Source organism: Chelativorans sp. AA-79 (genome assembly GCF_029457495.1).
GTDB lineage: Bacteria > Pseudomonadota > Alphaproteobacteria > Rhizobiales > Rhizobiaceae > Chelativorans.
This window is the reverse complement of record NZ_CP120361.1, coordinates 3,041,088-3,064,975: the sequence shown is the minus strand read 5'-3', so window position 1 is coordinate 3,064,975 and position 23,888 is coordinate 3,041,088. Positions and strand designations below refer to the sequence as shown.

Sequence of the window (23,888 nt, the reverse complement as noted above, 5' to 3'; positions counted from 1 at the left end):
GTCGGTGACGATATGCAATAGCAGCCAGACCGGAGGCGTCTTCTTTCCGTCGAACCCTCCGGCCGCTTGAAGGAGACCGGTATGAGCGCGTTTGTCGAGCGCGTCGGGCGGGCGGCGCAGTCTCTGCGCGCACTGTTTCCCGAAACGCCGCTGCAGCAGAACGATTATCTTTCCAGGAAGACAGGTGCGCGCATCTTCCTCAAACGTGAGGACCTGACGCCTGTCCGCTCCTACAAGCTGCGCGGTGCGTTCAACTTCATGCGCAAGGCGATCGCCGCCGGTGCGGGCGAGGAGGGTTTCGTCTGCGCGTCCGCCGGCAACCACGCGCAGGGTTTTGCCTTTGCCTGCCGTCATTTCTCCCGCAGGGGCGTGGTCTATATGCCGGTCACCACGCCGCAGCAGAAGATCGACAAGACCAAGCTTTTCGGTGGCGAATGGATCGAGGTGCGGTTGATCGGCGACTTCTTCGACGAGTGCAACCACGCGGCGAAGAGCTTCGCGGGCGAGAGCGGCGCGCTCATGGTCCCGCCTTTCGACCATGGCGATATCATCGAGGGACAGGCGACCGTGGCGCATGAATTGGCCGAGCAGCTTGATGGCCAACTCAGCGACGCATTGGTGCTCCTGCCGGTGGGCGGAGGCGGACTTGCTGCCGGCGTCACCGCGTTCCTGCAGGAGAGCGGCATTGGCGCCCACTTCGCCTTCGCCGAGCCTGCCGGCGCGCCGAGCCTGGAAAGGAGCCTTTCGGCCGGAAAGAGGGTGAAGCTGCCGCAGGTGGATAATTTCGTGGACGGCGCAGCCGTGGCGGAAATCGGGCGCGAGCCGTTCAGGAAACTCAAGAGCTTTTCACCGCAAGATATTAATCTTGTTCCTGAAAACCGCCTTTGTGCCACCATGATCGAGATGCTGAATATCGAAGGTGTGGTTCTGGAGCCGGCGGGAGCGCTCGCAATCGATTCCCTCAAGGATCTCCCGCGCAAGGAGATCAGGGGACGCACGGTCGTCGCCGTGGTTTCGGGCGGCAATTTCGATTTCGAGCGGCTGCCGGACGTGAAGGAGCGGGCATTGCGCTTCGAGGGGCTGAAGAAGTACTTCATCTTCCGTTTTCCGCAGCGGCCGGGCGCATTGCGGGACTTCCTCGAGCTTCTTGGGCCGGACGACGACATCACCCGATTCGAATATCTCAAGAAATCCGCCCGCAATTTCGGCTCGGTCCTGATCGGGGTCGAAACCAAGGACCCGCGCAATTTCGCCGTACTCAGGCGGCGCTTCCAGGAGTCCGGCTGGGCCTATCAGGACATCACCGACAACGACACGATTGCGAGCCTTCTGATATGAGGAGGGAAACGGTCTATATCGTGCTCTTCCGCGGGGTGGGCGGGGCAACGCAGCTTCCCGTGGAGCGCCTGCGCGCTGTTTTGAACGGAGCGGGCTTCGCCAACGTCTCCACCTATATCAACAGCGGCAACGCCCTGCTTTCTTCTCCGCTCGGCGCAGAGGAGGTCGCCCGCAAGGTCGCTGCCGCGGTCCGCGAGGGAATGGCCTTCCAGAAGAGCGTGCTTGTGCGGAGCCTTGCCGAGTGGGAGGAATTGATTGCGGGCAATCCCTATCCGGAGGTGGTCGGCGTGCCGACCAAGCTTCACGCCTTCGCCCTGGAGCGCGCACCCGAACCGGATGCCGTGCATGCCCTGCAAGCCAAGGCCGTGGGGACCGAACGTTTCGTCGTGAAGGGTCGCTCGCTTTATCTGCACGCGCCTGACGGCATGGGACGCTCGCTCTTCGCGCCGAAGATCGAGCCGACGCTGCAGGTGGCGATGACCGCCCGAAACTGGCGGACGGTGCTGGCCTTGCAGGAACGCGCCGCGGCGATCCCGCTGAATTGATGCGGCTTCTCTTTTCGCAGCGCACAACATTTCGTTTGCGCTTTCAGCCGCGATACTCCATATGAGGCCCATAGGCGCATGAGCCGGGTCTTCTGGCTTTCTCGAAACGGGACTGGTTGCGTCTCATCCTCCTCGGGTTCCCACCGAATCGGCAGGAAGGAAAAGCCCCGGACCATGGTCCGGGCGCGACAGCGCAGCCGTGCGGGCAAACCCGCCGCCTTGTCGTTCATCAAAACCACGGTTCGGCAGGTTGCGCCCTGCCATGGACCGATTTGCGCCTGCCTTTGAGGGCCGGCGCTCGAGAGAGAAAAACGATTGACCAATGACAATATTGCGAAACCAGAGGGTTTCGCCCGCCTCGGGATCACCGGCGCCCTTCTGAACGCCGCCAACGCCGCCGGCATGACCGAGCCCAAGCCCATCCAGGAGAAGGCGATTCCGCCTTTCCTCGCGGGACGCGACATTTTGGGCGTTGCCCAGACCGGCTCCGGCAAGACAGCCGCCTTTTCGCTCCCCATCCTTTCGAGGATCATCGGACTCGGCAACAAGCGCCGCCCGCGCACGGCGCGGGCGCTGATCCTCGTGCCGACGCGGGAGCTTGCGGTGCAGATCGAAAAGGTCGTGCGGGACCTTTCCAAGGGCGCCCATATCTCCACCGCGCTTGTCCTGGGCGGCGTTTCGCGCCACTCGCAGGTGAAGCGGATGGCCCCCGGCGTCGACGTCCTGATTGCCACTCCCGGCCGGCTGACGGATCTGGTGCGCGAGGGTGATGTGGTGCTTTCGGAGACCACCTGGCTCGTGCTCGACGAGGCGGACCGCATGCTCGACATGGGGTTCATCAATGATGTCCGGCGCATCGCCAAGGCGACGCACCCGGCGCGCCAGACCGCGCTCTTCTCGGCCACCATGCCGAAGGAAATCGAGATGCTGACGGCGAGCCTGCTGCGCGAGCCGGTCCGTATCGAGATATCGCCCCAGGGCACGACGGCGGCAGAAGTTCGCCAGAGCGTGGTCATGGCCCGCACCAAGCAGAAGCGCCTGGTGCTTGCCGAAATGCTCGCCGACGAGAAGATGGGCCAGGTGATCGTGTTCGCCCGAACCAAGCACGGTGCTGACCGCGTGACCCGCGATCTCCAGCGCGACGGCTTCGACGCAGCCGTGATCCACGGCAACAAGTCCCAGAACGCCCGGCAGCGGGCACTGAACGATTTTCGTGACGGTTCGGTGCGCATTCTCGTGGCGACCGACATTGCCGCGCGCGGCATCGACGTGCCCGGCATCAGCCATGTGGTGAATTTCGATCTGCCGGACGAAGCGGAAAGCTATGTTCACCGCATCGGCCGCACGGCGCGCAACGGCGCCGACGGCGAAGCGGTTACACTGTGCGATCCGAGCGAGTCGTCGAAGCTCCGGCAGGTGGAGCGGGTCATCCGCATGCGGCTCCCGATCGTGAAAGATGTCACGCGGGAACCCGATGCCGCACGGAGCAACGTCACACCCTTGCCGGCCAATGACCGCCCGCGCGGCGGCAAGCCCGAAGCCAGGCCCACGAAGAGCGCGGGCGACCGGACGGCGTCAAAACCGCCGCGCCGCAAGCGCAATCGCAAGGGTGGCCCAAAGGGCGCAGTCCGCTTCGCGTCCCGCGCCGCCTGAAACCGGAATACCGGAGGCCTGCCACGCGGCAGGCCTCTTTTTATCGACGCTGGACATCCTCACGCCGCGTCTGGCCCAATTGCCTGCCTTCCTTTCCTGGGATAGGCAGCCTCCACGAGAATCTCCGAGGAAACGGCGGGAGGAGGCGTTTCGATGGCAGGGATCGCGGCTCTCACGGCCGCCTATATCCTATCGCAGTTCTATCGCTCCTTTCTTGCCGTGCTGACGCCAGCGCTGACCGCCGAGCTCGGAGCGACCAAGGCCGATCTCTCGGCAGCGTCCGGCGCGTGGTTCGCTTCCTTCGCCCTCATGCAGTTCGCCGTCGGCGTGTCGCTCGACCGCTACGGCCCGCGGCGAACCGCCTCGGCGATACTTGGTCTTTGTGGCGGTGGCGGTGCGTTTCTCTTCGCTTTCGCCTCCGCGCCCTGGATGGTCATCGCCGCCATGGCGATGATCGGTGTCGGATGCTCACCGGTGCTGATGGCCTCGGTTTTCATTTTCGCCAAGACCTATTCTCCCGCGCGGCTTGCGGTCCTGATCTCCTGGCTCGTCGGTATTGGCACCATGGGCAATGTCATCGGCGCGGCACCGCTGGCGGCGGCGGCGGAAGCTTTCGGCTGGCGCGAGGTGATGGCGGGTCTCGGCGTGCTCACCCTGGCGGTTTCTGCCGCCATTCTCCTCTTCGTTCGCGATCCGGCTGCCGACGGTGCACCGTCCGGTTCCGGTCTTCGGGGCTATCTCGAGCTTCTGCGCATGCGCGTGCTCTGGCCCATCATTCCGCTCACCGCGCTGAGCTACGCGCCGGCAGCAGGCATCCGGGGCCTGTGGGCTGGACCCTATCTAGCCGACATCTTCGGTGCAGAATCGCTGCTGATCGGGCAGGTGACGCTCTTCATGGCACTGGCGATGGCGGCGGGCTCCTTTCTCTACGGGCCGCTCGACACTCTTTTCGGCACGCGGAAATGGGTGGCCGTGGCGGGCAACGGCGTCAGCGTGGTCGCCCTTGTCTGGCTCGCCGTCCTCCCCGCCGGAACGATGGGCAGTGTCACCGTGGTTCTGGTGGTGGTGGGCCTCTTTGGCGGCAGCTATGGCCTGTTGATGGCCCATGGCCGCGCCTTCCTGCCGCCGCATCTGACCGGGCGTGGGGTCACTCTCCTCAATTTCTTCTCGATCGGCGGCGTGGGAGCGATGCAGTTCGCCACGGGCGCTCTGTTCTCCGAGTTCAGCACGTCGGGCGAGCCGGCGGCCGCATATCAGTGGCTGTTCGGCTTTTACGCGGCGATGCTGGCCGCCAGTCTGGCAATTTACCTTATGGCACGCGACGTGCCGCCCGAACGGACGGTGCGCCACGCGCCCCAACCGGTGGAACGCTGATCAGGAAAATCCGTCCGCCAGGGAGCGGAATGGCCGAAGCATTTGCCACGGCGGGCGGGCAGACGCGAAAACAAGAGCTTGCCTTGAAGGGAGCCGGTTTTTAGGTTCGAGCCAAGGCATGATGAATATGCCGCAGGCGGCCCGCTCGCCGCAGAAGCCTTCCGCAGAACGAGGAATCGCCCCCATGTACCCATCGGTGATCGAAGCCATCGGCAACACGCCGCTCATCCGCCTGCGGCGGGCCTCGGAGGAGACTGGCTGCGAGATCTACGGGAAGGCTGAATTCATGAATCCCGGCCAGTCCGTGAAGGACAGGGCAGGGCTCTTCATCATCCGCGACGCGGAGAAGCGGGGGCTCCTTCGACCCGGCGGCGTTATCGTCGAGGGTACTGCCGGCAATACCGGCATCGGCCTGACGGTGGTGGCGAAGGCGCTGGGCTACCGTACGGTGATCGTGATCCCGGACACACAGAGCCAGGAGAAGAAGGACGCGCTGCGCATTCTTGGCGCCGAGCTGATCGAAGTGCCTGCGGTGCCCTACAGAAACCCGAACAACTATGTGAAAGTGTCGGGCAGGCTGGCTGAACAGCTTGCGCGCACGGATCCGAACGGCGCGATCTGGGCCAACCAGTTCGACAATGTCGCGAACCGCGACGGTCATGTCCGCACGACGGCCGAAGAGATCTGGAGCCAGACCGGAGGCAAGGTGGATGGTTTCGTTTCCGCCGTCGGCACCGGCGGCACGCTGGCCGGTGTGTCCGAGGGACTGAAGCACAAGCGCGGCGATATAAAGATCGGGCTGGCCGATCCCAGGGGGGCGGCGCTTTTCAGCTACTACACCGCCGGCGAGCTGAAGGCGGAGGGAAGTTCGATCACCGAGGGCATCGGCCAGGGCCGCATTACGGCCAATCTGGACGGCTTCGAGCCGGATTTTTCCTATCAGATACCGGACGAGGAGGCGCTGCCGATCATCTTCTCGCTCGTCCAGGAAGAGGGGCTCTGCCTCGGTGGGTCGACCGGCATCAATATCGCCGGCGCGATTCGGCTGGCCAAGGATCTGGGACCCGGGCATACGATCGTGACGATCCTGGCCGACTACGGCACGCGCTATCAGTCGAAGCTCTTCAATCCGGCCTTCCTGCGCGAGAAGAATCTCCCAGTGCCGGCCTGGATGGAGATGACGCCCGATATTTCCGTGCCGTTCGAGCCCGTGCCGGAGAACTGAGCGGCGGGCCTCAGTTTCGGCCGCCGTCGACGCGCGGCAGGTTTCCGCAGTCGTTCGGGGGCGGGGTGCCCGCGAGACTGTCCGCTATCCATTGCACGGCCTCATCGGTGCTCTCGGCAAGGATCCCGAGATGGTCGCGGCCCTGACCGAGATTGAAGCGCACGGGCGTGCCGCTGCGGCAGGCGAGTTCTGCGAAATCGAGCGTGACCTGCGGGCTTACGATCGGGTCCGCCGTGCCCTGAGCGAGGAACAGAGGCCCTCCGGCGCCGCTGGCATCCGGTACGTTGCGCGCGAGCAGCGTCTTCCAGGGCTCGGTCTCGGTCAGCTCACCATGGATGAAATCACGATTGATCGCCTTCTCGCGCTCGGCAAGGACGAGACCCTGCAGGGGGCCCTCCATGCAGTCGCTCGCAATGCGGTCGATGGCGGCAATGGCGTCCTGATCGAGCAGCGGCGAAAGCGGCGCGTCGAAAACCTTGTTCCATGACCACATCGCGAGCGCTGTGAGCACCTTGCCCGCCTTGCTCGGGAGATCGTCTTTCAGAAGCTTGGCGAGATCGGTGGCGGGTGCTGCGGCGGCCACGCCGGCAAGGTCCAGCTCCGGCGCGTAGGAGGCGGCGATCTGCCCGGCAAAAAGGGCGGCATGACCGCCTTGGGAGTGGCCCCAGACGGCGAATCGGTTCGTTGCGCCGGCGCCCCCGACATGGGCCGCGGCACGGACGGAATCGAGCACCGCTCGGCCTTCGCTCTCTCCCACGAGATACGGATGTGGCGAGGGCGTACCAAGTCCCGGATAGTCGGTGGCCGCCAGCACATAGCCGCGTTCGAGGAATTCCGCTGCGCCGGGCACATGCTCGAAGAAGTCCGCCCTCAGCGACGGGGCACAACGGCTCGTCACGCCTGTCGTACCGTGGGCCCAGGCGACGACCGGGCGCCCTTCCGCGGGGGCTCGCCCCGCGGCGCGGCGACCACGCCGGAAACGGTGATCGGTTCGCCGGAAAGGCCAGTGGAGACGTAGAGCACACGCCAGGCCTGTGCCTCGCCGGGGACGGGAACGGGCAGAGGTTCCACGCGAAGGACATCGCCGGGCGCTCCGGAAATCGTCAAGCTTTGCGTTCCGTAGAACGGGCCGGGTTCTGTCGGCTCGACGAGCCACCCCCCGGTAAGAACCGTTGCCACGAGCGCCGGGACAGCAAACGATCGCGGTTTTCCGGTCCTTTGATCCGCCATAGGGGTTCTCCGTGCAGATATGGGCTGCAGCTTCCTCAGATTAATTTGCTATCACCTTAAAGGAAACGGCAAAACTCCCCGGTTCCCATCCCGCAAGCTCGAGGGTATGTCTTTAGCCGATGCATTCGAGCCGGTTTTCAGGCGCACGATCACGACCACGAATGGAGAAAACGATGCGCACCGAGGCGCTGTTTCGTGAAGAGCCTTATCTGTCCTCCGCGGAAGCGGCCGTCCTTGGGATCAACGAGCGCGGCGGCGTTATTCTCGACCGCACCGTCTTCTACGCGACATCCGGCGGGCAGCCGGGGGATACCGGTCATTTCCTGCGTGCGGACGGCTCGAAGATCGCCATTGCGGCGACGGTGACGGGAGAAACCAAGGACGATATCGTCCATGTGCCCGCGGCGGACCAGGCGCTTCCGTCGGTGGGCGAGCAGGTGACGATCGCGATCGATTGGGAGCGGCGTCACAGGCTGATGCGCATGCACACGGCTTGCCATCTCCTGAGCGTGGTCTGTCCCTTTCCGATTACGGGGGCAGCCGTGGACGAAACGGATTCGCGCATCGATTTCGATCTGCCCGACGCAGGCTGGACCAAGGAAGGGGTGACGGAGCGCCTCATGGAGTTGGTGGAGGCCGACCACCCCGTCTTCACGCGCTGGATCGGCGAGGAGGAGCTTGCCGCCCATCCGAACCTCGTCAAGTCGAAGAATGTTCGCCCTCCGGCGGGTGCCGGCCGCATCCGGCTCGTCTGCATCGGTGAGAATTCATCCGTCGACAGCCAGCCCTGCGGCGGCACGCATGTGGCGCGCACGGGCGAGGTGGGAGAAATCCATATAGGCAAGATCGAGAAGAAGGGGCGGGAGAACCGCCGCTTCCGCATCCGCTTCGGCCCGCCACCCCCGGCGTGACCGGGCGGGGCACTTGCCGGAGGGCCGCCGACCCTATCTATTGTGATCGGCTCCTTTTCGCGGGATACGGCAGATGATTTGCTGAGGAAGTTTTTGGGTGCACGCATGAGCGACAAGAGTCCCTTCATTGTCTCCGCCGGATGGCTCGAGGAGCGGCTTGACGAGCCGGGCCTGTCGATCGTCGACGGCTCCTGGTACTTTCCGGGCCGCGACGCGCGGGTCGAATACGAGGCGGCGCACATCCCCGGCGCGGTGTTTTTCGATCAGGACCTCGTCGTTAACCCGGACTCGGACCTGCCGCATGCAGTGCCCGATCCCCTGACATTCGAGCGCCACGTCAGCTCCATGGGCATTTCCCGGGACGACACCATTGTCGTCTATGACGGCCCGGGGCTCATGTCGGCGCCGCGCGTCTGGTGGATGTTCCGGTCGATGGGGGCGGAGAAGGTCTTCGTGCTCGAAGGCGGTTTCGAGCGCTGGCGGGCCGAGGGGCGGCCGGTGACGAGCGAGCCGACCAAGATCGCCCCCACCGCGTTCGTGCCGGAATTCGATGAAAGCCGCGTGGTTTCCTTCGACCAGATGCGTCATATCGTGGAGAAGCGTGAAGCACAGATCGCCGATGCCCGCGCCCCCGGCCGCTTTGCCGGCACGGAGCCCGAGCCGCGGCCCGGCCTGCGCTCGGGCCACATGCCGGGCGCCGTGAACATACCGGCCTCGTCGCTGTCGGAGAACGGCGAGCTCCTGCCTCTCGATCGCCTGCGGGAGACGCTTGAAGCCGCAGGACTTGACCTAAACAAGCCGGTCGTGACCTCCTGCGGTTCGGGCGTCACCGCAGCGGTGATCTCCCTGGCGCTGGAGTCGCTCGGGCACAAGGACGCCCGGCTCTATGACGGCTCGTGGAGCGAGTGGGGGCGGCACGAGGATACGCCCGTCGTGAAAGAACGGAAATGACCGCCAAGGCGACATCGTCACGTGGCCGCGTCCTGACGGCCGTTGTCACCCATCTCCAGATGGGAGTGCAGCCGCAGCACTATCCGCCGGCTCCCGCCGGCATGCAACTCGCGCTTTTGAAGTGCCGCGACATGCCCCTCCACTTCTATCGCTATCTTTATGACCGGGTCGGCCGCGAGTGGCACTGGACCGCCGCTTTGACTCTGAGCGATAGAGACCTCAAGGAGAGGGTCGACAGCGACCGGGCGGACATCCGCGTCCTGTATCTGGACGGCGCCCCCGCCGGCTTTTTCGAACTACGCCTGCTTTCCGAGCAGGAGTGCAGGCTCGTTCATTTCGGACTGATGCCGCATGCGATCGGGCGCGGCCTCGGCCGCTGGTTCCTGGGCACCGCGATCCGTGCAGGCTGGGAACATGCGCCGCGCATCGTTTCGGTCGAGACCTGCACCCTCGACCATCCGGCTGCACTGCAGCTCTATCAGAAGCTGGGATTTTCGCCCGTATGGCGCCGGGAAGAGACGGTGAGCGAACTATCGCCCGAGGCCCGCGCCGCGGTTCTTCTCCGCTCCTGACATCCGGACGCAGCATATCGTTCCGTTCATGCCCGATTCAGGTGCGCTCGGCATGATGCGGCCGTTCGACCAATCCGGAGCATATTTATGCTGAACCGCCGCCAAATCCTGTTTGTCGCTCTTGCCTCCGCCGGGGCTACCGCGCTGCCCGGGGGCGCGCTTGCCCAGGCGGAAATGCCCTCCGAGGCGCAGATCATGCGCAGGCTGGATGCCGCCCCGCGCGAGCGGATCCGGCCCGAGGAGCGGGTGACGATCGACCAGTTCAAGCGCCGACCGGACCTGCGCCGCCGCGCACCTTCCATCGACATCCAGGCGATCAATTTCGCGTTCAACTCGGCCGAGATCCCGCCTTCGCAGTACCCCAAGGTCGACCGGATCGCAGCAGCCCTGCGCCAGATCGCGCGCCGGCGGCCGGGCACGCGCATCCTGCTCGAAGGCCATACCGACGCGGTGGGCTCCTACGGTTACAATTTTCGCCTTTCCGAAGAGCGGGCGCGCTCCCTCGAGAATATCCTCGTCCGGCATTTCCGCATCCCGCCACGCATGCTGGAAACGGTTGGCTATGGCGAGGAGTTCCTGCTCGTGCAGACGCCCTATGAGAGCTGGGAGAACCGCCGCGTGACCTTGCGGCGCATCGACGATTTCGTGCGATAGCTTTCCGAATCAGGAATCGGGTGGCCTGAACGCCACCCGATCTCCAATCTTCTCCGGATTCTGAAAGATGACGGGAGAAGATCGATGGGCCTTATCAAATTCGTCGCCATTCCCACGGAAGAGGCCAGAGCGCTGCAAGGAGGTGAGCGGGACGCTTACGGCAATCCGCCCGAGCGTCTCATTTCGGACGGCGATGGCGTACCCTGCCGTCACTGTCTGCATAACGTGCAGGCGGGAAAGCCTTACCTGGCTTTGGCGTACCGGCCGTTTCCGCATCTGCAGCCCTATGCGGAGACCGGGCCCATCTTCCTCTGCGCAGAGGAATGCGCAAGGGCAGAGGAAAGTGACGTGATGCCGGAGATGTTCCGCGCCTCGACCGAATTTCTTCTCCGTGCCTATGGGTACGACGACCGGATCCTCTACGGGACGGGCGCGGTCACCCCGAAGCAACTCGTCTGCACCCATTCGCACGAGCTGCTGCAAAGGCCGGACGTCGCTTACCTGCACCTGCGCTCTGGCCGTTACAACTGTTATCAGTGCCGCATCGAGCGGGCGTGAAAAAGCCCGTCTCAAAGGCGGCTGGATTGGACGGCTTTTCCGGCGGTCAGGCCGCCAGAACAGCCCTGGGCTCGGCCATCTCATAGCCGAGTGCCTCGGCCACGGCGCGATTGGTGATGCGGCCCCTATGTACGTTGAGACCGTTGCGCAGGTTCGGGTCGTCGGCGAGGGCTTTCAGCCCTTTATCGGCGAGTTGCAGGCCGTAATGCAGGGTCGCGTTGTTCAGGGCGTGGGCCGAGGTGACGGGCACCGCGCCCGGCATGTTCGCCACGCAGTAATGGATGATGCCGTCCACCTCATAGGTGGGGTCGGAGTGGGTGGTGGCATGTGAGGTCTCGAAACAGCCACCCTGATCAATGGCGACGTCCACCAGGACCGCGCCGTTCTTCATGCCGGACAGCATCTCGCGGGTAACGAGCTTCGGCGCGGCAGCCCCCGGGATCAGCACGGCGCCGACGACCACATCGGCGGAGAAGCATTCCTCCTCCAGTGCCTCGACGGTGGAGTAGCGGGTGTGTACGCGACCGTTGAAGATGTCATCGAGCTGGCGCAGCCGTGGAATCGAGCGATCGACGAGGGTAACATCGGCGCCGAGGCCGACCGCCATCTTCGCCGCATTCAAACCAACCACACCGCCGCCTATGATGGCAACCTTGCCAGGCAGCACGCCCGGCACGCCGCCGAGCAGAACGCCGCGTCCGCCATTGGCCTTCTGCAAGGCCGTGGCACCGGCCTGGATGGCGAGGCGGCCGGCGACTTCCGACATCGGCGCGAGCAACGGCAGGCCGCCGCGCTCGTCCGTCACCGTCTCATAGGCGACCGCCGTCACGCCGCTTTCGATCAGTCCCTTGGTCTGGTCCGGATCCGGGGCGAGATGCAGATAAGTGTAGAGGATCTGCCCTTCACGGAGTTGCACCCACTCGGAAGGCTGCGGCTCCTTCACCTTCACGATCATGTCGGAACGGGCGAAGACTTCCCCGGCCGTCTTGGCGATCGCGGCACCGGCGGCGCGATAGGCGTTGTCGTCGGCGCCGATCCCGGCGCCAGCGCCGGTCTCCACCAACACATCATGGCCATGGGCCACATATTCGCGCACCGCGCCCGGCGTGAGGCCGACACGATATTCGTGGTTTTTGATTTCCTTGGGACATCCGACACGCATTGCCGCCTCCAGCGAGCCTTGGTTCAAGTGTGTCCAAGCAAACCACAAACCGGCTCGCAGGTCCTTGCGAATATGTTTGCCCGGGGCGGCCTGTTTCGTTATTTCTTGCGTAATAGGGGGGCGATCAGGGAGGAAGTACGAAAGATGCGGCTCGACAGGATTGATATTGCTATTCTGGACGCCCTCCAGCAAGACGGGCGCATGCCCAATGCCGCACTGGCGGAGAAGGTCGGGCTCTCACAATCGGCTTGCTCGCGCAGGCTCGACAACCTGGAAAAATCGGGTGTGATCAAAGGCTATCACGCCCAGATTTCCAACGTGGCGCTCGGCCACAGGATGACGGTCATCGTGCATATCTCGCTCTCAGGTCAGTTCGAGAAAACGCTGTCGGAGTTCGAAGCTGCCGTGAAGCGCTGCCCCAATGTGCTCTCCTGTCATCTGATGTCGGGTGAGTACGATTACATCCTCCGGATCGCCGCCCGCGACCTGGAAGACTATGAACGCATCCACAAGGAATGGCTGACCGGCATGCCGCATGTCATCAAGATCAATTCCTCCTTCGCGTTGCGGGAAGTGGTCGACCGGACAGCCATCGGAATCCGCCCGGAGATGGCCTGAGGGCAGGGCGCGGGTCATCGCTCTGTCACCGGAATCTGCTGGACTGGATATCCTTCCAGCGCGACACTTCTCGACCACGGGCAAATGCCCTAACGAGAACAGCCTTCATCCAGAGGAGAAGATTCGTGGACGCCCTTCATCCCATTTCCCGACGCTCGTTTCTGTCAGGCGCTGCCGCCTCCGGCGCCCTGCTCGCGCTGCATCCCTTCTCCGCGCGCGCCGCCGCCGACCAGGCACACCTGCGCATCATGGAGACGACGGACTTGCACGTGCATGTGTTTCCGTATGACTACTACGCCGACAAGCCGAACGACACGATGGGGCTCGCCCGCACGGCTTCGATCATCGACCAGATCCGCGCCGAGGCGACGAACTCGATGCTGGTCGACAACGGCGACTTCCTGCAGGGCAACCCGATGGGTGACTACATCGCCTATGAGCGGGGCATGAAGGAGGGGGACGTTCATCCGGTCGTCAAGGCCATGAACACGCTGGGCTATGAATGCTCGACGCTTGGCAACCACGAGTTCAATTACGGGCTCGACTTCATGTTCAAGGTGCTGGCGGGGGCGAATTTCCCGTTCGTGTGTGCCAACCTGACCAAGGGGACACTGGCGGCGAACCCGCGGGACGACGAGCTTTTCCTCAAGCCCTACGTGATCCTCGACAAGAAGCTCACCGACGGGGCGGGGGAGGAGCATTCGATCCGCATCGGCCTCATCGGCTTCGTGCCGCCGCAGATCATGACTTGGGACGCGCGGCAACTGACAGGCAAGGCGATGACGCGCGACATCGTGAAGTCAGCCGAGGCCTGGGTGCCGCAGATGAAGGAGGAGGGCGCGGAGCTCATCATCGCGCTGTCCCATTCGGGCGTGGGGCCGGCGCAGTATGAGGAGAACCTGGAGAACGCTTCGCTGCTGCTTGCAGGCGTCGACGGGATAGACGCCATCGTGACCGGCCACAGCCATCTGGATTTCCCCGGGCCCAAGTTCGAGGGCGTGGTGGGCGTGGACAGCGCCAAGGGCCTGATCGGCGGCAAGCCCGGCGTGATGGGCGGCTTCTGGGGCTCGCATCTGGGGCTGATCGACCTGATGCTGGAGCGCGACGGCAATGCCTGGCGCATCATCGGCTCGACCAGCGAGGCGCGGCCCATCTTCACGCGCGTTGAGCGCAATGTGGAGCCCACCGTGGAAAGCAAGGCGGAGGTGGAAGAGGCCGCGCGTGCGGAGCACGAGGCCACGCTCGCCTATGTGCGCACGCCGGTGGGCAAGACGGCGACACCGCTGCATTCCTATTTCGCGCTGGTGGCGGACGATCCTTCCGTGCAGATCGTGGCGCAGGCGCAGGTCTGGTACATCAAGGAGATGCTGAAGGACGGGCCGCACAAGGACCTTTCCGTGCTTTCGGCCGCGGCTCCCTTCAAGGCCGGCGGGCGCGGCGGGCCGGACTATTACACCGACGTGCCGGCGGGCGACGTGGCGATCAAGCACGTGGCCGATCTCTACCTCTACCCCAACACGGTGCAGGCGGTGCTGATCACCGGGGCGGATGTGAAGGAGTGGCTGGAGATGTCGGCCGGCATCTTCAACCAGGTCGACCCCGGCAAGGCCGACCAGCCGCTGATCAACACGTCCTTCCCGTCCTACAATTTCGACGTGATCGACGGGGTGACCTACAAGATCGATTTGAGCCAGGCGGCGCGCTATTCGTCGGAAGGCGAGCTTGCCAATGCGGATGCGCACCGCATCACGGACCTGATGTTCGACGGAAAACCCATCGATCCGGAACAGAAATTCGTGGTGGCCACGAACAATTACCGGGCGGGTGGCGGCGGCCATTTCCCCGGCATCGGGCCGGACAAGGTGATCTTCGAGGCGCCGGATACGAACCGCGACGTGATCGTGCGCTACATCGTGGAAGAGGGGACGATCAATCCTTCGGCAGATGCGAACTGGACGTTCAAGCCGCTGGAGGGCACGACCGTTCTGTTCGAGACGGGTCCGAAGGCGGCGACGTTCGCGTCGGATGTGAAAGGCGTGAAGATAGAGCCGGCCGGCGAGGGACAGGAGGGCTTCGCCCGCTACCGCATCACGCTTTGACTCGCCGAACGGGCGCGCCTGCAAGGCGCGACCCTCTGCGGCATTGACATTTTCTGCTCGGGGACGAGTTTGCCGCCAGCAGCCTGGAGGCGGAGCCGTGATTCGACACATCGTCTTTTTCAGCGCCGCAAGGCGTGAGGACATCGACCGCATCGCAGAGGATCTGAACGGACTTGCCAGGATCCCGCACAGCGACTTCTTCGAGATCGGCTTGAACCGGAAAGTGGATCAGCTCGGAACGGATGTGGACGTTGTCGTCTACGCGGAATTCCGTGACGAGGCGGCGCTCGCCGCCTACAAGGCGCATCCGATCTATGCTGAGACGACCGCCAAAGTGCGGCCGCTGCGGGAACTGCGAATCGCGGCGGATTTTGTATCGAAAGCGTAAGGCATCTCCCCGGTGCTGCGCGTGTGATCCCCCGAAGAGCGCGTGGCAGAACTCGCAAAGGCGCGCCTGGCGGGTTTCGCCGGATTTAGCCCTGCATATTGCCGTTTCGCCCGTTCGGCCTCCGCGCGGGTAATCTTGTCATCGGCAACCATGAGGTCGAGCACCAGTTCGGCACGTCTGCGCGCGCCCTCGGGATTGTCGATCGGGTTGAGCAGGGAAGGCGCCCGGATCAGGCCCGCGAGCATGGCCGATTCGGCGAGGTTCAGGTCGCTCACATCCTTGCGGAAATAGATGCGTGCCGCCGCCGGCATTCCCGTGGCGCCGGCCCCGAGATAAATGTGATTGAGATAGCGCGCGAGGATCTCGTTCTTGCCGAGCTTGTATTCCAGCCACACGGCGACCACGGCTTCCTGTATCTTCCGCTTGAAGGTGCGCTCATGCTGGAGATAGGCGATCTTGACGAGTTGCTGCGTGATCGTGCTGCCGCCCTCGACGATCGCGCCGGCGCGGATGTTGCTCACCAGAGCGCGCGCTATGCCCCTCGGGTCGAGGCCGAAATGGTCGTAGAAGCGGCGATCCTCCACGGCCAGCACGGCATCGACAAGATGCTGCGGGAACACCTCCAAAGACGTATGAGATGATGCACTCTGCTGCGCCGATGCCGGCTGCAGCGAACCGTCCATGATCTCCTGCCAGGGGGTATCCTGCAGAGCCCACGCGAGGAGGGCGGCAACGGCGGCGAAGCCCGCCACCAGAACGAGGAGAATGCCGCGCAAGATGCGGTTCATGGCACCGGAGGCATGCTGCGATGCCGCAGATGGATGCTTGGCACGCTCCCGGGAGGTTTCGAGTCCGGCTCGTCTCAAGGCCGGATCCTTGCCGGGAGCGCGGCGGCCGCGGCCTTCGCCGCCATTCCCGTTGTCAGAGCTGCCGGCCGCCTCCGCCATATGTGGGTCTCCTCGTTTTGCCCCCGAAGCTGGGCGTGGCTGCCGTCTAAAGGACTCCAACGGGACATAGGCGTAATCGGTTGCGCGATGGCAACCAACGTTTCGGTGAATGCGGGCGAGGGTGGAGTTGACGCCTGGGCCTTCGGCTGCAATGGGATGACGCACCTTACCCGCTCATACCGAGGAAGCATGTCGCTGACGCGCTTTTTCTCCCGACCATCCTATGATGTGGCAAAAGACCTGATCGGCGCCGAGCTGTTCGTCGGTCCCGCCGGCGGCGTGATCGTGGAGACGGAGGCCTATGAACGCGAAGATCCCGCTTCGCACAGTTTCCGCGGACCTACAGCCCGCAACAAGGCGATGTTCGGCCCCTCGGCGCACGCCTATGTCTATCGTTCCTACGGGATCCACTGGTGCCTGAATTTCGTCTGTCTGCCGGGCAGCGCCGTTCTCATCCGCGCCCTGCAGCCCGTCTCCGGCATCGAACTGATGCAGGAGCGCCGGCGCACGACGGTGCTGAAGAACCTGTGCTCCGGGCCGGGCCGCGTGGGCGAGGCGCTCGGGATAGATGGATCCATGGATGGAGCGAAGCTCGACCGCCCGCCGTTCAAGCTGATCCTGGACGGGTACGGAGCGTCGGTCGTGACCGGTCCGCGGATCGGCATTTCCCGTGCGGCTGAGGTCGAATGGCGCTTCGGCCTGCAGGGATCCGACTTTGTCAGCCGCAGGTTCTGACGACAGGCCGAATGTTTGAAGCCGGGTTCAAGAGCGCGGATCCACGCCGTAAAGGTTGCAGGCCGACAGGAAATACCGTTTTTTCTGGCAAAACATCGATGCCGCTACGGGTTTCCGCGGCCGCGGCATGTTCGATCGGCTTCTACCGGCTTTCGCCTCGCTTCGTTCTTTGTTCGCTGCGCCGCCGGTCCATCTCGGCCCTGTATTCGTCGGGCGACATATAGCCCGCATCGACCCATGCCCGAAGCTGCGCCTCCTCCACTGCGCTGAGGGAGATCTCCTTGGGCGAGGAAGTATCTTTTGTGTCTGGAGCCGCCATCCTCGTTCCTCAAATCCGGCAAAGAACGCTGCAACATTCCCGCAGCCGATCCCTGCGTCGATTTGGGCCGCCTAGCCCCGGAAGCACTCGCCTGCAAGAGGGACATGCCTGATCCTGACTCGAACGCAGCCGGCATGCAACTGGTTCCCTCCTTGGGACCACTACAACGAGCAACTGCGGATCTGGGCTGCGTATTGGTTGGCCATGCTGGCGGCTCTCTGTGCCGCGGATTTTATGTGGGAGTTGTTTTTCCACCCTCCCTGCGCATAACCGGCCTGGCCGGCGTAGTAGGCGAGATAGAGGTTATAGGCATCATTCAGCGCGATTCCGTTGCGCAGGTGACTTTGCCGATGATACCAGCCGACGAAATCGACCGCATCGCTGAAGTCGTTGCGGTCGGCGGCCCATCTGCCGGTTTCCTGTTTATACTGTGTCCAGGTGCCGTTGAGCGCCTGGGAATAGCCATAGGCGGTCGACGGGCGCTTCCATGGAATGAAGCCGAGAAGCTTCTTGCGGGGCGGCCTTGCATGCGCTTTGTAGCCGGACTCCACGCGGATCGTCGCCATCAGAACGGGGACCGGAACCCCATAGGTCCGTTCGGTGCGTTTGGCGGCGCTGTACCAATTGTTGAACCAGCCGTCCTTCTGGTCGAAGACTGCACAGACGTTGTTGATGTTGCTGGGGGCACTGGCACACCCGCCGAGTGCGAGCAGCAAGAGCAGGGCAGCGGCGCGCATGGCAAAAACTCCACTTTTGCGCAACCGCTATCGGGAAAATCCTAACGTTCCCCTTAGCGAAAGGTTAATCGCCACGCCAAGGCGGATGGCCGGCCCATTCACACCATCAGGTGGCGCTTCACCTCGGGCCGTTCGAGATCGGCGGCTGGGCCCGAATGCAGGATTTCTCCGCGGTCCATGATGTAGATGCCGTCGGCGAGTTCGCGGCAGAAATCGAGATACTGTTCGACCAGCAGGATAGTCATCTTCAACTCGTCGCGCAGGAACTGGAGCGCACGGCCGATATCCTTGATGATGGAGGGCTGGATGCCTTCGGTCGGCTCGTCGAGGATCAGCACTTTCGGCCGCGTCACCAGTGCCCTGCCGATCGCCAGTTGCTGCTGCTGGCCACCGGAGAGGTCGCCGCCCCGCCTGGAAAGCATGTCTTTCAGTACGGGAAAAAGGTCGAACACCGTATCGGGAACGGATCGCTGCCCGGAGGGCAGGGTGGAAAAGCCTGTCTGGAGGTTTTCCTTGACCGTAAGCAGCGGGAAGATCTCCCGGCCCTGAGGCACATAGCCGAGACCGAGGCGCGCGCGGCGATAGGGGGGCGCCTTGCCAAGGACCGCGCCGTCGAAGCGGATTTCACCCTTGGCCACGGGTTGTATGCCGGCGATGGCCCTGAGCAGTGAGGATTTGCCCACTCCGTTGCGGCCGAGGACAGCGGTTATGGCGGCGGGCTTTGCTTCCACGCTGACGGATTTGAGCGCGCGGGCCGCTCCGTAATAGAGGTCGATGCCCTCGACGATAAGCGCTGTTGCCATGCTCATCTCCCCAGATAGCTTTCGATGACTCGAGGATCGGTGCTGACATGATCGAGGCTGCCCTGCGCCAGCACCGAACCTTCGGCCAGCACGGTGACGCGCGCGGCAAGGTCGCGGATGAAGCTCATATCGTGCTCGACGACGATCACGGAACGTGACCTGGCGATCTCCTTGAGGAGCTTCGCCGTTTCCACCGTCTCGGCATCCGTCATGCCGGCCACCGGCTCGTCGACGAGCAAGAGCTTCGGGTCCTGCGCGAGCAGCATCCCGATCTCGAGCCATTGCTTTTGGCCGTGGCTGAGATTTGCCGCCAGCTCGTTCCTGCGCCTGGTCAGCCGGATGGTGGCCAGGATTTCCTCCAGACGTGTCATGTCCACGTCAGAAGGATGGTAGAACCATGCGGAAAAGACATCGCGCGGCTTCTTCAGTGCCAGCTGCAGATTATCCCACACCGTATGGCTCTCGAAGACCGTCGGCTTCTGGAACTTCCGGCCGATGCCAAGCTCGGCGATGGCCGCCTCATCGAGCCGGGTGAGGTCGGTGCCGCCCTCGAAAAAGACCTCGCCCTCGTCCGGCCGCGTCTTGCCGGTGACGATGTCCATCATCGTCGTCTTGCCCGCCCCGTTGGGGCCGATGATGGCCTGTAGCTCGCCGTGTTCCACGATAAGCGAGAGATTGTTGATCGCCTTGAAGCCGTCGAAGGAGACGGAGACGCCGTTGAGATAGAGAAGTGCGTTCTTGTCGCTCATCACGCTCACTCCGCCGGCGAAGGTTCGAGGCTTGCCGTGGTCGGAGCATCCGCCGTTCCGTCTTCCGCGTCTGCCGAGGTGTGGCGGGCCTGCAGCGCTGACCAGCCCTGGCTGATGGTCCCGACAATGCCCTTGGGCAGGAAGAGCGTCACGGCCACGAACAGCCCGCCCAGCGCGAACAGCCAGAATTCGGGGAAGACTCCGGTGAACCAGGACTTGCCGGCGTTCACCAGCACCGCGCCGAAGATCGGGCCGACAAGCGTCCCGCGCCCGCCGACGGCGGTCCAGATCACGACCTCGATGGAATTCGCCGGGGCGAACTCGCCCGGATTGATGATGCCCACCTGCGGCACGTAAAGCGCCCCGGCGACGCCGGCCATGATGGCCGACGCAGTGAAGGCGAAGAGCTTGTAGCGGTCCACCCGGTAGCCCAGGAAGCGCGTCCGGCTTTCCGCGTCGCGCACGGCGACCAGCACCTTGCCGAGCTTGGAGTTCACGATGGTCGAGCAGACGATGAAGGAAAGCGCCAGCGCGATGGCCGAGGCCGCGAAGAGTGCCGCCCGCGTCGCGCTCGCCTGGATGGGCGCGCCGAGAATGTCCTTGAAATCCGTCAGGCCGTTGTTGCCGCCGAAGCCCATATCGTTGCGGAAGAAGGCAAGCATGAGGGCATAGGTCATCGCCTGGGTGATGATGGAGAGATAGACGCCGGTGACGCGGGAGCGGAAGGCGAACCAGCCGAAGGTGAAGGCGAGCAGCCCCGGCACCAGCACTGCCATGAGGGCGGCGAACCAGAACATGTCGAAGCCGTGCCAGAACCAGGGCAGCTCCTTATAGTTCAGGAATACCATGAAATCGGGCAGCACCGGGTTCGCATAGACCCCGCGGTCGCCGATCTGGCGCATAAGGTACATGCCCATCGCATAGCCGCCGAGCGCGAAGAAGGCGCCGTGGCCGAGCGAGAGGATGCCGCAATAGCCCCACACCAGGTCGAGCGCCAGCGCCAGCATGGCATAAGTCAGATACTTCCCGAACAGCGGCACGAAGTGGTTCGGCACGCGCAGCGGATGGCCTGCGGGCAGATAGAGGTTCGACGCGGGCACGGCGACGGCGACCAGAAGCAGGATCGCCACCACCCAGATTGCCTTGCCGTCCACGGCGCGCAGGAGTGTCTTCGTGATCATGCGTCCACCGCCCGGCCCTTGAGCGCGAACAGCCCGCGCGGGCGCCGCTGGATGAAGAGGATGATGAAGACGAGGATGAATATCTTCGCCAGCACCGCGCCGGCATAAGGCTCGAGGAACTTGTTCACCACGCCCAGCGTCAGGGCGCCCACCAGCGTGCCCCACAGATTGCCCACGCCGCCGAAGACGACGACCATGAAGCTGTCGATGATGTAGCTTTGGCCGAGATTGGGCGAGACATTGTCGATCTGGCTCAAGGCCACGCCCGCCATGCCGGCGATTCCCGAGCCGAGCCCGAAGGTCATGGCGTCCACCCAGGGCGTTCGGATGCCCATGGAGGAGGCCATGCGCCGGTTCTGCGTCACCGCCCGCATCTGCAGCCCCAGCGGCGTACGGTTCAGCACGGCCAGCAGAACGGCAAAGACGACCAGCGCGAAGACGACGATCCACATCCGGTTCCAGGTGATCGACAGCCCGCCCAGTTCGAAAGCCCCGGACATCCAGCTTGGGTTCCCCACCTCCCGATTGTTCGGCCCGAAGATGGTGCGCACCGTCTGCTGCAGGATGAGGCTCAGGCCCCAGGTCGCGAGCAGCGTCTCCAGCGGTCTCCCGTAGAGCCAGCGGATGATGCCGCGCTCGATGGCGATGCCGACAAGGGCCGTGACAAGGAAGGCGAGGGGGAGGGCGATGGCGAGCGAATAATCGAACAGGCCAGGGAAGGAGGTGCGGATCACCTGCTGCACGGCGAAGGTGGTGTAGGCGCCGAGCATGACGATCTCCCCGTGTGCCATGTTGATGACGCCCATCACACCGAAGGTGATGGCAAGTCCGATGGCCGCCAGGAGCAGAACGGAGCCGAGCGACAGACCGTACCAGACATTCTGCAGGCCATCCCACATGGCGAGTCTGTCCTCGATATGGTCAATGCCTCGCTCGATGGCGGGTATCAGCTCCGGTGGGGCATCGGTGAGCGAATTGGTCAACACGCCAAGCGCCTCGCGGTTGCCGCGGGCGGTGAGCGTGTCTATCGCTGCGGTCTTCTCCTCGATCGCGGCATCGGTCTTCAGGATCGTGGTGGCCCGCGCAAGCTCCATCACGGCCTTCACGCCGGCATCCGTCTCGGCGGCCAACGCCTCATCCAGCAGCTCCAGCGCGTCCGGATCGGCGTTCCGGAGCAGACTCCGCGCTGCCGTCAGGCGGACGGACGGGCTGGGGCTCATAAGCGTAAGCTGCCCGATGGCGCTGCGGATGGCGCGGCGCAGGCGGTTGTTGACGCGGATCTTGTCGAGATCGGAGGAGGGGGCAGTGCCCAGCGCCTCGCCCGAAAGCGGGTCGCTCAGTGCATAGTCCTCGCCGGCGCGCCTGGCGACCACCACGCGGCCATCCTCTTCCCGTACATAGAGATCGCCTTCGCCGAGCGCGTTCAAAAGGCCTGCCAGGCGGTCGTCCCCGGTGGCGGCAAGATCGAAGATCACCTTCTCCCGGTCGGAGTAGCTGCCTTCGGGGAGGGCGTTGACGAGGGCTTCGACGTCCTGCGCCAGGGCACCAGGTAGAGCGGCGAGGAGCAGCGCCAGCGCAATAAGGAATTTGTGGACGAAACGGAGCAGGTGCATCGTGTTTTCCTTGGAACTGCGGGCTCCTTCACGCCCCCTCTGTCCTGCCGGACATCACCCCCTCAAGGGGGGAGATCGGCCGTCCGCCAGGTTCCGCGCATTCTGCAGCGCTGGCGATTGGCGAAGACAGTTTTGATAGCCAATCTCCCCCTTGAGGGGGAGATGCCCGGCAGGGCAGAGGGGGGTAACGGGACACAGCCTTCGCCGCACCCCAAACAAATCAGCTCGCGCCGCCGCAGCTCTTCGTCTCGGTGTTGTAGTTCCCGCAGTTGATCGGAGCGGTCCAATCCGCCTCGATCATCTTCGATTCCGGCAGGAAGTCCGACCAGGCATCGCCGGGCACCAGATCTTCCGTCTCCCACACCACCTCGAACTGCCCGTCGTCCTGGATCTCGCCGATCAGTACCGGCTTGGTGATGTGGTGGTTGGGGAGCATCTTGGCCACGCCGCCCGTCAGGTTGGGGGTCTCTAGCCCGATGATGGCGTCGAGCACGGCGTCGGTGTCGGTGGTGCCTGCCTTCTCGACCGCCTGGACCCAGAGATTGAAGCCGATCACATGTGCTTCCATCGGATCGTTGGTCACGCGGTCTTGCTTGCCGGTGAATTCGCGCCACTTGGCGATGAATTCCTCATTCTCCGGCGTGTCGACGGACTGGAAGTAGTTCCAGGCGGCGAGATGTCCCACCAGCGGTTCGGTGTCGATGCCGGCCAACTCCTCTTCGCCGACGGAGAAGGCCACGACCGGGATGTCTTCCGCCGCTATGCCCTGATTGGCAAGCTCCTTGTAGAACGGCACGTTGGCATCGCCATTGATGGTGGAAACCACCGCCGTCTTCTTGCCCGCCGAGCCGAAGGCCTTGATGTCGGAGACGATCGTCTGCCAGTCGGAATGGCTGAACGGCGTGTAGTTGATCATGATGTCCTCGGCGGCCACGCCCTTGTCCATCAGATATTGCTCGAGGATCTTGTTGGTCGTGCGCGGATAGACATAGTCGGTGCCGGCCAGCACCCAGCGCTCCACCCCTTCCTCGTTCATCAGGTAGTCGACGGCGGGAATGGCCTGCTGGTTGGGCGCCGCACCCGTGTAGAAGACGTTGCGCTGGCTCTCCTCGCCCTCGTACTGCACGGGGTAGAAGAGGATGGAGTTGAGCTCCTCGAAGACCGGCAGCACGGATTTACGGCTGACGGAGGTCCAGCAGCCGAACACGGCCGCCACTTTGTCCACCGAGATCAACTCGCGCGCCTTCTCGGCAAAGAGCGGCCAGTCGGAAGCCGGGTCCACCACAACGGCCTCCAGCTTCTTGCCCAGAAGGCCGCCCTTCTTGTTCTGCTCGTCGATAAGGAAGAGCATCGTGTCCTTCAGCGTCGTCTCGGAGATCGCCATGGTGCCCGAGAGTGAGTGGAGGACGCCGACCTTGATCGTGTCGTCCTGGGCGAAGGCCATTCCTGCCGGAAGGCATGCTGCGCCGAGCACCGTCGCCAGGACCGCGCGGCGGGTGAATTTCATGCTCATGTCAGTTCCCCTC

Annotated in this window: 24 protein-coding genes and 1 pseudogene; 14 read left to right on the top strand and 11 right to left on the bottom strand. The window is 64.0% G+C overall.

Features of this window, described 5'->3' with window-relative positions; genetic code table 11:
• Window positions 1-81 precede the first annotated feature (81 nt).
• The 5 genes from ilvA to PVE73_RS14915 all read left to right on the top strand — a co-directional run bounded on the left by ilvA (window position 82) and on the right by PVE73_RS14915 (window position 6,135).
• Window positions 82-1,338: a threonine ammonia-lyase IlvA gene (gene ilvA, locus PVE73_RS14935; RefSeq protein ID WP_277363006.1), complete on the top strand. Its 1,257-nt coding sequence runs from the start codon at window positions 82-84 to the stop codon at window positions 1,336-1,338.
• Window positions 1,335-1,883: a DUF1697 domain-containing protein gene (locus PVE73_RS14930; protein WP_277363005.1), complete on the top strand. Its 549-nt coding sequence runs from the start codon at window positions 1,335-1,337 to the stop codon at window positions 1,881-1,883. Before ilvA ends, PVE73_RS14930 begins: the two co-directional genes overlap by 4 nt.
• Window positions 1,884-2,198: 315 nt before the next feature.
• Window positions 2,199-3,536, top strand: a complete 1,338-nt coding sequence (locus tag PVE73_RS14925) for a DEAD/DEAH box helicase (RefSeq protein WP_277363004.1) — start codon at window positions 2,199-2,201, stop codon at window positions 3,534-3,536.
• Between the two features lie 153 nt (window positions 3,537-3,689).
• Window positions 3,690-4,910 (top strand): MFS transporter, encoded by a 1,221-nt coding sequence (locus PVE73_RS14920; RefSeq protein ID WP_277363003.1) that lies wholly within the window; start codon window positions 3,690-3,692, stop codon window positions 4,908-4,910.
• Between the two features lie 184 nt (window positions 4,911-5,094).
• The gene (locus PVE73_RS14915; RefSeq protein ID WP_277363002.1) at window positions 5,095-6,135 is read left to right on the top strand and encodes a cysteine synthase A; all 1,041 of its coding nucleotides are present in this window, start codon (window positions 5,095-5,097) and stop codon (window positions 6,133-6,135) included.
• Between the two features lie 10 nt (window positions 6,136-6,145).
• On the opposite strand, the gene PVE73_RS14910 is transcribed toward PVE73_RS14915, so the two are convergent.
• Together PVE73_RS14910 and PVE73_RS14905 are read right to left on the bottom strand one after the other, a co-directional pair.
• Window positions 6,146-7,033 (bottom strand): alpha/beta fold hydrolase, encoded by an 888-nt coding sequence (locus PVE73_RS14910; RefSeq protein WP_277363001.1) that lies wholly within the window; start codon window positions 7,031-7,033, stop codon window positions 6,146-6,148.
• A complete protein-coding gene (locus PVE73_RS14905; protein WP_277363000.1) occupies window positions 7,030-7,242 on the bottom strand; it encodes a hypothetical protein in 213 nt (70 codons plus the stop codon). Before PVE73_RS14905 ends, PVE73_RS14910 begins: the two co-directional genes overlap by 4 nt.
• A gap of 296 nt (window positions 7,243-7,538) precedes the next feature.
• Here PVE73_RS14905 and PVE73_RS14900 point away from each other — a divergent pair, with 296 nt between their 5' ends.
• From PVE73_RS14900 to PVE73_RS14880, 5 genes are all read left to right on the top strand, one after another.
• The gene (locus tag PVE73_RS14900; protein ID WP_277362999.1) at window positions 7,539-8,276 is read left to right on the top strand and encodes an alanyl-tRNA editing protein; all 738 of its coding nucleotides are present in this window, start codon (window positions 7,539-7,541) and stop codon (window positions 8,274-8,276) included.
• Between the two features lie 105 nt (window positions 8,277-8,381).
• Window positions 8,382-9,227, top strand: coding sequence for a 3-mercaptopyruvate sulfurtransferase (gene sseA / locus PVE73_RS14895; protein WP_277362998.1), 846 nt, complete (start codon window positions 8,382-8,384; stop codon window positions 9,225-9,227).
• Window positions 9,224-9,799, top strand: a complete 576-nt coding sequence (locus tag PVE73_RS14890; RefSeq protein WP_277362997.1) for a GNAT family N-acetyltransferase — start codon at window positions 9,224-9,226, stop codon at window positions 9,797-9,799. Before sseA ends, PVE73_RS14890 begins: the two co-directional genes overlap by 4 nt.
• Before the next feature lie 87 nt (window positions 9,800-9,886).
• Complete coding sequence (locus PVE73_RS14885) at window positions 9,887-10,453, top strand: OmpA family protein (RefSeq protein ID WP_277362996.1); 567 nt, start codon at window positions 9,887-9,889, stop codon at window positions 10,451-10,453.
• An 84-nt stretch (window positions 10,454-10,537) separates the two neighbouring features.
• On the top strand, window positions 10,538-11,011 hold the full coding sequence (locus PVE73_RS14880) for a DUF1203 domain-containing protein (protein ID WP_277362995.1): 474 nt from the start codon (window positions 10,538-10,540) through the stop codon (window positions 11,009-11,011).
• Window positions 11,012-11,057: 46 nt separating this feature from the next.
• Here PVE73_RS14880 and ald read toward each other — a convergent pair whose 3' ends face one another.
• A complete protein-coding gene (ald, locus tag PVE73_RS14875; protein WP_277362994.1) occupies window positions 11,058-12,173 on the bottom strand; it encodes an alanine dehydrogenase in 1,116 nt (371 codons plus the stop codon).
• A 144-nt stretch (window positions 12,174-12,317) separates the two neighbouring features.
• On the opposite strand from ald, the gene PVE73_RS14870 reads away from it, so the two are divergent.
• The 3 genes from PVE73_RS14870 to PVE73_RS14860 all read left to right on the top strand — a co-directional run bounded on the left by PVE73_RS14870 (window position 12,318) and on the right by PVE73_RS14860 (window position 15,278).
• Window positions 12,318-12,791: an Lrp/AsnC family transcriptional regulator gene (locus PVE73_RS14870; protein WP_277362993.1), complete on the top strand. Its 474-nt coding sequence runs from the start codon at window positions 12,318-12,320 to the stop codon at window positions 12,789-12,791.
• A 125-nt stretch (window positions 12,792-12,916) separates the two neighbouring features.
• A complete protein-coding gene (locus PVE73_RS14865) occupies window positions 12,917-14,890 on the top strand; it encodes a bifunctional 2',3'-cyclic-nucleotide 2'-phosphodiesterase/3'-nucleotidase (protein ID WP_277362992.1) in 1,974 nt (657 codons plus the stop codon).
• Window positions 14,891-14,987: 97 nt separating this feature from the next.
• Window positions 14,988-15,278: a Dabb family protein gene (locus PVE73_RS14860; protein WP_277362991.1), complete on the top strand. Its 291-nt coding sequence runs from the start codon at window positions 14,988-14,990 to the stop codon at window positions 15,276-15,278.
• Window positions 15,279-15,358: 80 nt separating this feature from the next.
• Here the strand turns inward: PVE73_RS14860 and PVE73_RS14855 are convergent.
• A pseudogene (locus PVE73_RS14855) lies at window positions 15,359-16,066 on the bottom strand (transglycosylase domain-containing protein); the annotation flags it as partial.
• A 348-nt stretch (window positions 16,067-16,414) separates the two neighbouring features.
• Between PVE73_RS14855 and PVE73_RS14850 the strand changes: the two are divergent.
• The gene (locus PVE73_RS14850; protein ID WP_277362990.1) at window positions 16,415-16,960 is read left to right on the top strand and encodes a DNA-3-methyladenine glycosylase; all 546 of its coding nucleotides are present in this window, start codon (window positions 16,415-16,417) and stop codon (window positions 16,958-16,960) included.
• Window positions 16,961-17,102: 142 nt separating this feature from the next.
• Here PVE73_RS14850 and PVE73_RS14845 read toward each other — a convergent pair whose 3' ends face one another.
• The 7 genes from PVE73_RS14845 to urtA all read right to left on the bottom strand — a co-directional run bounded on the left by PVE73_RS14845 (window position 17,103) and on the right by urtA (window position 23,806).
• Entirely contained in the window at window positions 17,103-17,279 is a 177-nt protein-coding gene (locus PVE73_RS14845) for a hypothetical protein (protein ID WP_277362989.1), read from the bottom strand.
• A 161-nt stretch (window positions 17,280-17,440) separates the two neighbouring features.
• On the bottom strand, window positions 17,441-18,016 hold the full coding sequence (locus PVE73_RS14840; RefSeq protein ID WP_277362988.1) for a hypothetical protein: 576 nt from the start codon (window positions 18,014-18,016) through the stop codon (window positions 17,441-17,443).
• Window positions 18,017-18,114: 98 nt separating this feature from the next.
• Window positions 18,115-18,819 (bottom strand): urea ABC transporter ATP-binding subunit UrtE, encoded by a 705-nt coding sequence (urtE, locus tag PVE73_RS14835; RefSeq protein WP_277362987.1) that lies wholly within the window; start codon window positions 18,817-18,819, stop codon window positions 18,115-18,117.
• A 2-nt stretch (window positions 18,820-18,821) separates the two neighbouring features.
• Window positions 18,822-19,568, bottom strand: coding sequence for an urea ABC transporter ATP-binding protein UrtD (gene urtD, locus PVE73_RS14830; protein ID WP_277362986.1), 747 nt, complete (start codon window positions 19,566-19,568; stop codon window positions 18,822-18,824).
• Between the two features lie 5 nt (window positions 19,569-19,573).
• Complete coding sequence (gene urtC, locus PVE73_RS14825; protein WP_277362985.1) at window positions 19,574-20,749, bottom strand: urea ABC transporter permease subunit UrtC; 1,176 nt, start codon at window positions 20,747-20,749, stop codon at window positions 19,574-19,576.
• Window positions 20,746-22,362 (bottom strand): urea ABC transporter permease subunit UrtB, encoded by a 1,617-nt coding sequence (gene urtB, locus PVE73_RS14820; protein WP_277362984.1) that lies wholly within the window; start codon window positions 22,360-22,362, stop codon window positions 20,746-20,748. Before urtB ends, urtC begins: the two co-directional genes overlap by 4 nt.
• A gap of 220 nt (window positions 22,363-22,582) precedes the next feature.
• Window positions 22,583-23,806, bottom strand: a complete 1,224-nt coding sequence (gene urtA, locus PVE73_RS14815) for an urea ABC transporter substrate-binding protein (protein WP_277367467.1) — start codon at window positions 23,804-23,806, stop codon at window positions 22,583-22,585.
• Window positions 23,807-23,888 lie beyond the last annotated feature (82 nt).